Origin of the sequence: Parabacteroides faecalis (assembly GCF_022809355.1) — a bacterium.
In the GTDB taxonomy this organism is placed as follows: Bacteria; Bacteroidota; Bacteroidia; order Bacteroidales; family Tannerellaceae; genus Parabacteroides; species Parabacteroides faecalis.
On the sequence record NZ_JAKZMM010000018.1, the window covers coordinates 22,336 to 35,070 of the forward strand.

At 37.9% G+C, this 12,735-nt stretch carries 7 protein-coding genes; 1 reads left to right on the forward strand and 6 read right to left on the reverse strand.

The annotated features are described in order from the left end of the window. Positions 1–22 precede the first annotated feature (22 nt). The 6 genes from MUN53_RS08505 to MUN53_RS08530 form a co-directional block, all read right to left on the reverse strand. On the reverse strand, positions 23–2,884 hold the full coding sequence (locus MUN53_RS08505) for an apurinic/apyrimidinic endonuclease family protein (protein WP_243324749.1): 2,862 nt from the start codon (positions 2,882–2,884) through the stop codon (positions 23–25). Between the two features lie 42 nt (positions 2,885–2,926). Next, positions 2,927–4,498: a glycoside hydrolase family 43 protein gene (locus MUN53_RS08510; protein WP_243324750.1), complete on the reverse strand. Its 1,572-nt coding sequence runs from the start codon at positions 4,496–4,498 to the stop codon at positions 2,927–2,929. Between the two features lie 122 nt (positions 4,499–4,620). Then, the gene (locus MUN53_RS08515) at positions 4,621–6,243 is read right to left on the reverse strand and encodes a RagB/SusD family nutrient uptake outer membrane protein (protein WP_243324752.1); all 1,623 of its coding nucleotides are present in this window, start codon (positions 6,241–6,243) and stop codon (positions 4,621–4,623) included. An 11-nt stretch (positions 6,244–6,254) separates the two neighbouring features. Further along, positions 6,255–9,377 carry a SusC/RagA family TonB-linked outer membrane protein gene (locus tag MUN53_RS08520; RefSeq protein ID WP_243324754.1) on the reverse strand — a complete coding sequence of 1,041 codons (3,123 nt, stop codon included), beginning with the start codon at positions 9,375–9,377 and terminating at the stop codon, positions 6,255–6,257. 57 nt (positions 9,378–9,434) lie between these two features. Beyond that, positions 9,435–10,232, reverse strand: a complete 798-nt coding sequence (locus tag MUN53_RS08525; RefSeq protein ID WP_243324755.1) for a DUF6261 family protein — start codon at positions 10,230–10,232, stop codon at positions 9,435–9,437. 393 nt (positions 10,233–10,625) lie between these two features. Beyond that, complete coding sequence (locus MUN53_RS08530; RefSeq protein ID WP_243324756.1) at positions 10,626–10,877, reverse strand: PT domain-containing protein; 252 nt, start codon at positions 10,875–10,877, stop codon at positions 10,626–10,628. A 266-nt stretch (positions 10,878–11,143) separates the two neighbouring features. Between MUN53_RS08530 and MUN53_RS08535 the strand changes: the two genes are divergently transcribed. Next, complete coding sequence (locus tag MUN53_RS08535; RefSeq protein WP_243324757.1) at positions 11,144–12,718, forward strand: beta-N-acetylhexosaminidase; 1,575 nt, start codon at positions 11,144–11,146, stop codon at positions 12,716–12,718. Positions 12,719–12,735 lie beyond the last annotated feature (17 nt).

The window sequence follows — 12,735 nt, forward strand, 5'->3', positions numbered from 1 at the left end:
TTGATACATTTTATATATCACACTATTTACTATTTAAAAACCTACTATCCAAATATTCATCATCCCATGAATCATAAAGCCCATCCATTATCCGATGGATATTGGGGAAACTATTTATAATTTTCAATACAGCTTCTTTATCCTCATATTGATAAATGGGCCTATTCATATTCCATATCTGATGATGCAAATCAAATTGAGGAGCTGACACAATCAGATCAGATACATCTGTCTGTTTTAATGCTTCAATATTCTTATTTAAATTTGTTTTATCCAATAATAATAAGGCTATTGAAGGAGCCAATGAAAAATTCGGACGTTCTACATGCTTTACCGTACTAATAGCGGATTGAACGTCTGCTGCAGCTCTTCGGTAAGAAGGACGATAAACGACCTGAATATTTTTCCCTTTCGCATAATCTGCTATAATCTGAAATGATTCAACTAACGACTTATTGAATTGCTCTTCTGTAAAATTATTTTCTATTGTTCTTTGAGATGAAATGATCAATTTATCACTTCCCAAGATGGACATCTTATCTATGATTTGCTTGATCCTATTCATACTTTTCTCATAATAAACTTTATCATTATTTACTATTCGAAGATCTGGATACAAGTTTAAACCGGAAGTTAGATCAACAGATATTTTTAGTTTTTGGCGTTTCAGCCAACCAGACTCTTCTGCCAGAACATTCTTTTCTTTTTCTTCCAAATATCTCCAATCAATTACTACCCGATCATAATGAGCAAAAAATGTGGGCCGAGATAATATCTCTTCTTTTATATTCCGAATATTTCTTAGTACTAATGCAGATCCAGTATTATTAGGTACTGGAGAAATTTTGGCTGCCACACTGACTTTTGGATTTTTTATTTTAATGCGGAAAGCTCTGGTTCCTCCACCGGCAATGATAGAGGACGTATTTTTCCCTGGAGATACAGATACAACTTTAGGTGTATATCCAACAGCCTTCATTTCATCATGGTTAATTTTCAGTTCTTCGATAGACGATATTTCCCCTATTTTTGAACGGATGTCAAATGTACAAGGATTCCAACTGCTATTAGTAATTAAAACAGAATACTCATTGGCACTTTTCACGCATGTAACAAGACTCAAATTCGGATCTGTTTCAAACAACGTATAAGTAGAAAACAAATCTTCCATATATGCTTGTACGTGTTTCAACATCGGATATGGTTTGTCTAATGGTTGATCTTCTTTTATCTTAACCGGAAGAGGACATTGAGGATGTTCTGAAACACCAAAAGGAGAAGCTATGACCGTTACTTTTCCTGCTCCTTCAGTTATTTCTACAATAGCAGGGACATCACCACAAGTCTGAATAACAGTAGCTTTTTGAGGTAGTTCTAACTCAGATAAGACAAAAGAATCATTTTCTTTTATAGTTTCTCCACCATAGACAATGGATGAACTTACATTAACTTCTCCTTTCACTTGAATACCAGCAATTCCATCGGGTAAATTTTTCAAAGAACCAGAAGTTATAACCAGATGACCACCATTTTGGACATACGCATTTAATTTGTCTTTTACCTCAATATTGGATTGTAATTCATCTGTGATCACCAGCAACGGATATTGTTTAAGTACCCACAAGGGAGCATCACTCATAAGGCAATCGACCATATCTCCAAAAGGAGTTGGCGTAATAAAACCTCTTTCATCATGATAATACGAAGCATCCTGATATCCCGGATATATGATATTCAACATATTGTCAGTTAAATAATCCGATTTTTCATAAGGTAAATTCCCCCAAACTTTATAAGCGTCGCCAGAATAAAGATGTCTGGGGAAAGACCATCCTGAAAAGAAATCTGTCATGAAAGCAACAGGCGTGTACATGGTTCCAGGATCTTGATACTTTTCAGACCATTTTACAGCTTCTTGTTGTATTTTACCTATTGGACTCAATCTCTTTTCATCTATTTCCATAGAACCCTCGAACCCAACAGCCACACAATCATAGAATAAATGTGTATACATCAAACGTTTTAGCAAACTTAAAGATGTTCCTTTTAAAGGATTACCTGCATTATAATCGTTCTCAGCATAGCTAATCGTCTTTGGATCATAATTCTTCCAACCCCATCGGTTCCAAACGGAAGCATTTCCAAACCAATGTACACCATATTGCTTTCCTGCTCCGCGTATAAATGAATAATAGATCTGAGAATTGGGAAGTCCTTGAGCTGTTTCAGCACCTATCAATGTATAAATACCTTCCTTCAAAAAATAGTGTCCAAAATTCAAAGAAACCAATGTTGCCAACTTGTTACCCAATTGGTTTCCCATCTCTTGGAAATGACGTTGAAAATTAAAATATTGTTGTTTCCTATCACTTCCCATAGGATACATTCTCGGAGCAAAACTTCCTACATAACGACCATCTTGTTCCCCATTATCCATACCTAGCCAACGTTCTCCCAATTCATTTTTAAATAAATCAAGAACACCATCTGGAATAACAAATTGTTGCCAATAACCACCAGGACCGGAACCAGGAATGTAGCCCCATAAATCAAATAAATATAAATTTCTCTTCTTTATTTCCGAAACAACCTCTTTCAAATTATCTTGATAAATCAATGGATAGGACACCCACAATATATTCCCTAGTTTATATTTGTCAACCCATAAAGACATACGTTCCTTATAGTTATCTCCTGAAAGGTCTCTTAAAGCAATAAATTGTGTTTTATTATCAAATACAGAATAATCTGGGGCTTTAACATGGTATCTTAAATGATCTGGATGTTCTTTTACATCTAAATCATAAGGATATATCACTTTATTTTGAGCAAACAAACAACAATAGCTGCTACACAATAAAAATATATAAATGAAAGTTTTCATAGGCTTCTAATATTTATTAGGTGAAAAAATTTTTTTGAAGGATTATTCATACATAAAATAATCGATATCAACGAATCCTTCTTCTCTTTCGTCGTTAAAACAATAAATTCCGATACGATCTCCCCGGTAAAAACCCCACACCATTTGATAACCGGTATCAAGGGTTGTAAAAGACTTTCCGTCCAAACTATAGGAGAAATGGGAAACACCATCTAATCCCCAATTGGATTTGAACCATATATATTGCGTCCTAATTTTTCTGATTCTTTTAACTTCGTCATTTTCCCGAAATTCAAGAAAATAAATATCTCCTTCTTTAAATACTCCAATAGCTCCATGTTGTGATGAAAAATGGCAAAGACCACTTCTTTGTCCGTTTGCCATCTTGGAAATATCCATTTTAACAACAACTTCGTTTTTTTCTTTCCGGAAACAACGTTGTGTTAAAGTATTTCCGGCCTTTAATAATTGATTCGGCTTTAATGGTCGGAATGCTTTTAGTCTCATCCAGCCAGGACGATCAGTCAAAGAATACATTTCTGACCGAGGCTGATAATTCCACTGCCATTGTGAGTTAAGTATAGAACTGTTAAAGTTATCACTCTTTTGGATCTTGAACTTGTCACCATCTTTGGATGGTAATTTCCCAGACCAAACCATCGAACCAATACCATGCTTTGATTTACCAATAATAGGCCATTCATTTTCCCAAACTACTGGTAAAAGACTAACGATTCTTCCACTCCAATCACCTGTTCCATGGTGAGTAAGAAAATACCAATTTCCATCTTTTCCTTGAATAATACCTCCTTGGTTAGGTTCCATTGCTTCACGAGAGGGCAACGCTAGTTGTTTTTCTTCTTGGTAAGGTCCAAACATGTTTTTTGCACGTTTAGCCATCACATATCGCCCAATACCAGATTTGTGTTCACTAAAGATCAGATAATACCATCCATTCACTTTTATAAGTTTATTAGCCTCTCGCCCATTCCCTGAGTTAATAAGTAAAGCAGATTCTCGGTCTATCCATTTTCCGTCTGCTGACATCTTAAATAAATACGTTTTGTAATCATCAGCAAAATGAGTGCCGACAAAACAGGCTTCTCCATTTTCATCCCACATAACAGTACAATCATCCCAACCCGCCTCTGAAAGAAGGGGAGTAAGTGGTTCCCAAGGTCCTTCTGGTTGGCTGGCAGATGTCATGAAATAACCTTCGTCTGGAGTTCCAAAGTATAAATAAAAACGATGATTATGATAGCGTAGAGTTCCCGCCCACACACCTCGACCACAGCGATTCATGCGGTCCCAATTTAATGCTGGAGAAATTTCTGTTAAGTCTGCAATTATATTTCCGCAAATTCTCCAATTTACTAAGTCCTTTGAATGTAGTATTGTCATCCCTGGAGAAAATTGCATAGTTGATGATATGGCATAATAGTCATCTCCAACACGAATGCAATCAATATCACTATAGTCTGAAGGGATGATCGGATTTAAATAAGTTCCATTTCCTTGATCACCCCATTTTGTCCAATATCCCCATTTTTCAGGTTGGGCTGTTATATCATGGCAAAAAATAAGACCAACGACAATCAACAAAAAGTACCTCATATCTTGTTTATTGAATAATTCTATATAAAATAATCTATACTTTCATTAATCACGTCTAGACAAAATAAACTTTCACCACAATCCAACGGGATTAGATTGTAGTGAAAGTTGATTAATAATACTTACTTATAATTGGAATCTTGAACCAAAACTCCTCCTGCTTTATCAATTTCTGTTTGAGGTATTGGCCAATAATAGAAAGCAGGTTTGAATACCTTTATATAAGTAGGTAAGGCAGGATCAACAGCTCCATCTACCAATTCTTCCATTAATTTCCAACGTTTCAATTGGAAATAACGTTGTCCTTCAAATACAAATTCAACTCGCCATTCATGACGGATACGTTCACGCATTTCATCTTGACTTAAATTATCCGGCAGAGGAGGCATTTCTGACCGAGCTCGTACAGCATTAACTGCATCATAAACTTTCTGAGTAGGTCCATTCACTTCGTTTTCAGCTTCTGCAATCATCAACAAGACTTCTGCATATCGTAAAATGATAACATCTGCATCTGAAATGGTTGAATAACTAGGCATTATTGTTGTTGGTTGAAGATATTTCATCATACCAAAACCAGTCTGCTGTTGATCTGTTAATTTCAGTCGTTCTTTATCTTCATAACCTTCATCAGGAAATGTAGCATAACCACTGTGGGTTACTGTTTCACGCAAACGAGGATCTCTATTTTGAAATAATTTTTCACGTTCATTATAAGCATCATCAGCCATGGAGTTTGTACTCAATAAACTCTCATCCACTTCTTGTGTTAATGGAGATTCTCCCCATTTTAAACCATCTGTACATTCAAACTCATCCACTAAGTCACGTGTTACACCACAAGTTGTCCAGTTACCATAATACAAATCCATACTATGCGTTATATTGGGAGCTAAATAACGAACAGAAAACATAATTTCAGGAGAAGCCAATTGTTTTTCTGAAATAAAATTGTCACGCATCCGATCCGCTAAAGAATAACCTTGAATTTCTTCCAACAAAGGAACAATTTCTTTCATCTTCTCTGGAATTGCTTTTCCATTTTCATCATAAGCATCATTCAACATCAAACGAGCCTTAAATGCTTTCAATGCACCTGGAGAAAAATATCCACTCATTTGAGAATCAGAATAAGGCTTATCTGGTAATGCAGCAATAGCCTCGTCAAAGTCTTTCATGATTTGTGCATATATTTCTGGACGAGTTGATTTGGGCTGATACATATTCTCCATCGTCAACGAACTTGTCACCAATGGAACTTCTTTGTAACACAAATACAACCACGAATAAAAATAACCTCTTAAAGCCTTACATTGAGCCATGATGAAGTTCTTATCATCCTCTGTCATATCACTTCCTTCATACAAAGCCAGGTTTTCCATAACCAAATGTGCCCGAGCTATTCCTGTATAACAATGCGAATACATATAAGTCACAAAACCAGTAGTATTAGGATCTAAATCCCCCAATGCTATAGTCTGTGATCTACCATAGGTATCTTCGTTATGCTGACATATAGAATTATCTGTCAAATTATCGAAACAAGGTATAATCTGTGACATTTCTCCCGGCCATTCATACATTATAGAGAAAGTACCTGCCAAAGCGGAATCAAAATCACTCTTCTTTTGCCAAAAGATAGATTGGGATGGAGAAGAAGGAGGATCTTTCTGTAAAAAGTCACTACATGACACTGTTGTCCCCATCAACAGGGCCGACATTAAATAGATATTTATTCTTTTCATTTTTCTATGTATTAAAATTCAACATTCAAACCAAATGAGCAAATCCGGTTTTGCGGATATTGAGCTGCTCGCCCATCAGCATTTCGCTCCGGATCCAGTCCATAAAACTTCGTAAAAGTCACTAAATTATCTCCAGAGAAATAAACACGAACTCTTGACATATTAATTTTATCCGTAATTTGTTTAGGTAATGTATATCCTACTGTCAAGTTCTTCAAACGGAAATAGGAAGCATCTTGCAAGAAATAACTGTTCGGACGCGTATTTTTATTACCTCCAAAATTATCAAAATATAATCTAGGGAACTTCGCATTGTAAGGATTCTCTTCCGTCCACATACCTGCTACATATTCTTTTGTAGGAGCAGACCCTTGACGGAATGGATAAATACCCCAATCATTTGTGTAGAAACTTTTACCTTCTACACCCTGGCCGATCAAAGATATATCAAAACCCTTCCAACTAGCTCCTAAATTTACAGAATATTCAAAATTTGGGAAGCGACCACCCATCGGTATACGGTCATCATTGTCAATCACACCATCATTGTTTTGATCTTTGTATTTCAAATCACCAGGCAATGTGTTGTCGTTAAATTGTTTTGGAGAATTTGCGACTTCTTGTTCATCTGCAAAAATTCCGATACACTCCAACATATAATATTGATCATAAGGCAATCCCTCACGTTTGATAGAGTAAGAACCTATTTCCTCTGCACCAAACTTGGTCAATTTATTTCTTGAACGATCAAAATAGATTCCTGCATTATATTGCAATCCTTTGAAAACGCCCTCAGTTATCATATTATTATAATTAAAAGCAATTTCAAAACCTTTATTTTCAACTTCCCCATTATTTACAGTAGGAGCACTCATTCCTAACAAACCAGATACCTGAGAACTTCTTAAAATATCAGATGTAACCTTCTTATACCAATCAAATGTCACATTCAAACCATTGAAGAGCTGCATATCAAAACCCACATCTGTAATAGTCGTTGTTTCCCATTTAATGTTTCGATTGGCATAAGCAGTTTGTTGATACCCTACGGTTTCATTTGTCTTATCAAAAGGATAATTCGTCACACCACTTATCATGGCTTGATAAGGATATAAACCTATGTTTTGATTTCCTAACTGTCCCCAAGAAGCTCTCAACTTAGCATTATTCAACCAATTCCAGTTCAAATTCTTTATAAACTCTTCTTCCGTCAAACGCCAACCTGCAGAAAAAGAAGGGAAAATACCCCACCGATTCTCGGATGCAATTCGGGAAGTTCCATCATAACGCATATTAGCTTCAAACAAATAACGTTCTTTATAGTTATAATTGAGGCGACCAAAAACAGACATAATTGCCCATTCTTCTTCTCCTCCTGAATTTGACCAATTTGCTTGAGAACCGGCATCAATCACTGGCAAATCAAATGCATAATCTTTTCGATAAGCTTTTATGTTTTCGTATTTCTCCGATTCTTGGTTATAACCAACCATCACATTGAAATTATGAGCATTATCGGCCAATGAAAAATCATACTTCAAGTACGTGTACAAGTTGGTATAAAAGCGCCGAGTATCCTCTAGCGTAAAACCATTACTTCCTCGATCTAAGAAACCGGATTGTTCTCCTGTATGATAATTATAGACAGGAACATCTGATCCTCCCCATTCTTTTGTCTTACCAGATTGTAAACGGGCTGCACCTTTTGTGTGCCAAGTCAAACCCTTTGCTAAATTGACTTCCAACCACAATTGTGCATTGATATCAAAATCTTGGAATGTTTTCTTTGTGTCTGTCCCTATAATAGCCGGCATATTCTTATTATGAGATTCAAATGGATATGCCGAAGATGTCCATTTCACTTCACCGGAACCATCATCAGGTAACCAAGGCATATACGTTGGAGCTTGAGACATTGTGGACAAAAGTACATCATCCTGTCCCTGACGAGGTTGTTCACGGTCGCCATACATTAAACTGGTATACGTTCCAATCTTAATAAAGTCAGTTATTTGAGAAGTTAGGTTTACTGTTGCATTGTATTTCTGATAATCGAACCCTTTCAAGGTACCTGGCTGATCCACAAAATTCAATGCGACATTGTATGTTGTCTTACCCGAATTTCCGGCAATAGATAAATTATGATTCTGCACAACAGCCGTATTAAACATATAGTCTAACCAGTCAAAGTTTGGATATTGTACACTACCTCCACCATTACGATAAGCATCGATCTGCTCTTGTGTGTAGGCGTTTCCTAATCCGGAATTCTTATTCGCCAAATTAAATAACTCCATGTACTCTGCCGAATTGGTCACCAAATCATACATTCGTGTTGGTGTATAGAGCCCTACGTTTCCATGATAACCTATATGCGCTTTTCCATCACTTACATCTGCACCTTCTTTTGTCGTCACCAAAATAACACCATTAGCAGCACGTGCACCATAAATAGCTGCTGAAGCAGCATCTTTCAATACAGAAACACTTTCGATAACGCTAGGGTCTAGATTGGTGATAGATCCAGGTACACCATTAACAAGAATTAGAGGATCTGATCCTGCACTAGAAAAGGTACCCTGACCACGAATTCGGAATGACGTTGATTCATCACCAGGTGTTCCTGTTGCAGAATTAACACGCAAACCCGGAACCTGACCTTGCAACATGGTTGCTGTGTTAACAACAGGACGCTTAGTCATCGTCTCACCCGAAACAGCAGTGACAGCACCTGTCAAGTTCAACTTCTTCTGCGTACCGAAACCAACAACTACTACTTCATCCAAACTTTGGGAATCTTCTTTCAATGTCACATCTACAGATATTTGTCCCGTATACTTGATTTCTTGTGTAACATAACCGATATAAGAGATCTGGATCACATCCCCTTTCTTTAATCCTGCCAAAGAAAATCGGCCATCCATATCGGTTGTTATACCATTGGTAGTTCCTTTCACAATCACAGAAGCTCCGATTACGGGTCCCGCCTTGTCACTTACCACACCTGAAATCTGTCCATCTTGCTGAGACAACATACTGATAGGTCCAACAGGAACTGTTTCTCCTTGTACGGCTACCGGAATACATAACATACCCAATAACGCCAATCCTAGTTTACTTACTTTTTCAATCATATTTTCCTAAGTTTTATATTTAGGTTAAACAAGTGTACATTAATTGTTATTCGTTTTCTACTCTTTCGGCTCCACTGGCTTAAACACCAAGCCGCTATCGTCCTTCGCGTTTGACTTTTTCTGCGCCTGGCTCATGTTGTAACGCATCCGGAACTCGTCGATGATCACGTTGATCGTATCAATCTCATCTTCAATAAAGGCCAAATCGCCTGTCTCTTCATCACATAATAATTCGCTGGCATAGATCAAGTCCAGAATACGGCGCAACACGGCATCTGTCTGCGGACGGATCACATCGGAATTTGCTTTCTTCTCCGCCTTCGTTTTTGCCGATAATTCTTTCCGTTCCCGGTCATACTGTTCATTGATTTCTTCCAGTTTAGCAACCACGTCGTCCAACCCCAAGGTCGTGACATGCGGGGCATTTTCAGACTTCTTCAAATCGATGATCAACCCTCGGATCGAAACGGTCTCCGTATCCTGGGCCTCGTTTTGAATACCCGTATAAGCATCAGCAATCGGACCCAGGGCCGCGCCTGCTTTTTGCTTGGCCTCGATGGGCGAACGGGCCGCGTTCTTCATTTCCTGCAGCAGGTAAACCACTACATCATCCCGTTCCTTGTCAGTATCCTGACGAGCAGATGTATTCACCAACTTCTTAGCTTCCTTCATCAAGTCATTTTCCAAATCGATGAAAGATTTAAACTCGGCCATCAATTCATCCGAAACATGCAGCTTCTCAGCCCGTTCTATCAACGAATTTAATTCATCATAGATCCGCTGCATAAATGCCACATGTGGACCATTTGTAAAAAGGGAGACCTGAAGAGGTTTAAAAACTTTGACAGCTTTCATATTAATACTAGTTTTAATGATTTCTAATTTATTTCTTCCCAGCCGTCCGGAAGGAGTTATTTTCATTTTTGATAACTTCCCGACCGCACGGAAGGACTTTTTTCCATTTCTGACAGCTTCCTGACTGCCCGGAAGAACTTTTTTCCATTTCTAACTGCTTCCTGACTGCCCGGAAGGACTTTTTTCCGTTTCTAATTGCTTCCCGACCGCACGGAAGGACTTTTTTCCGTTTTTAACTGCTTCCTGACTGCACGGAAGGACTTTTTTCCGTTTCTAATTGCTTCCCGACCGCACGGAAGGACTTTTTTCCGTTTCTAATTGCTTCCCGACCGCACGGAAGGACTTTTTTCCGTTTCTAATTGCTTCCCGACCGCACGGAAAAGAAGTTTTGGATTAATCAGATTTTTCTAACTTACGATTTGCCAAAATGAGGTATAAAAACATAAAGAGTTCGTGTATGAAGCAAGTTTGCTTCATACACGAACTCTTTATGCCGTATTTTTTGTTTAGGTTTATACTGGCTGGCTGGCTGGCTGGCTGGCTGGCTGGCTGGCTGGCTGGCTGGCTGGCTGGCTGGCTGGCTGGCTGGCTGGCTAACCTTTTATTTGAATTATCCAAATATTTTTCCATAATAATTGTCTTCATGGTATTAAATTATTTTGCTTTTCGCGTGCAAATATAGAATAGTTATTTTAAAGAAACAACTTTTCTCACAAATAAAATTAATATTATCATTCTTATCTATTATAAAATACTAAACAAAAACAAGTTGGCAGTTTTCATAGCAAAACTCACACATTATGTTACTTTTTATGTCTTATAAAACATCTTATCTACCACCTTGCTTCTCTCTTGTTTTTTAATAACTTTGCCACACTATTCTATTAACTTATAAAAAAAATACAATCGACATGAAAACATTTATCCGTATTATTCTACTCTTACTATGTGTAATAAACGCACATTCTCAAAACTATCTATCAGCCTTGATTCCACGTCCCAATTCGATCGTGCAAGAAACAGGAAAGCCATTTAAAGTAGACATCCATAAAACATCAATTTATATAAATCATCCAGACTTAGCCTTTTCCGCACAAACTCTACAACAGATTTTCAAGGAACAGATGCAATCAGATGTTTCTCTATCCCAAAATCCATCAGCTACCATCCAATTGCTAATTTCTCCACAAATGGAAGGAGAAGAACACTATTACCTCCACGTCAAAAAGGATAAAATCCAAATAAAAGGGAAATCTCCCCGGGCTGTTTTTTACGGTATTATGACTTTACATCAACTCCTACTAGGTGATGTTTGTTCAACCCAACAGAAAAGGATTGTCCCGATTACGATCGATGATACCCCGCGTTTCCCGTATCGGGCATTAATGATAGACCCAGCTCGCCACTTCATTCCGGTAGAAGATGTCAAGTTCTACATCGACCAGATGGTTCATTATAAATATAATGTACTACAACTACACCTAACTGACGATCAAGGATGGCGAATCGAAATAAAGAAATATCCCCAATTAGCCAGCACGGAACATTATACCCAAGACGAACTGCGCGACTTGATAGAATATGCCGCCTTGAGAAACGTCGAGATCATTCCAGAAGTAGATGTTCCAGGACATACGGTCGCCATATTAGCAGCATATCCAGAACTAGGTTGTACTTCTTCACAAAACATTACGAAAGAAGTCGGGAAAACAACAAACTTGATGTTGTGTGCCAGTAATAAAAAAGTATATGAGGTGTATCAGAATATTCTTGATGAAGTAGCCGATTTATTCCCATCCCAATACATCCATTTAGGTGGAGATGAATCTGCAATCGATACCAATTGGGGGCAATGCGAACATTGCCAAGCACTCATGAAACAAATGGGTTATACAAAAACATCCCAGTTGATGATTCCGTTTTTCGATCACATGCTGGGTATCCTGGAAAAGAAAGAGAAATCTCCCATTCTTTGGTGCGAGCTAGACAGTATCTTTCCGCCAGTTACAGACTACTTGTTTCCTTATCCTAAGTCTGTAACTCTCGTCAGCTGGAGAGGGCAATTAACCCCATCTTGCTTAGAGTTCACCTCACAATCCGGACACGCATTAATCATGGCCCCCGGCGAATATGCTTATCTGGATTACCCTCAATTAAAAGGAGATCTACCTGAATTCAATAATTGGGGAATGCCCGTAACTACTCTAAAACGTTGTTACGAATTTGATCCCGGTTACGGTGTATCTCCTACCAAACAAAACCATATACAAGGAATCATGGGTACGCTATGGGGAGAAGCTATTCAAGACATTAATCGACTCACTTATATGACATATCCTCGAGCGTTAGCATTAGCCGAGGCTGGATGGACTCAACTGGAACATCGGGATTGGAAATCATTTAAACAACGCTTGTATCCTAACCTGACCTGGCTCATGAAGAAAGGAGTCTCTATTCGTGTGCCTTTTGAAATCGCAAGGGAATAAGCTGATTCTTCTTCATA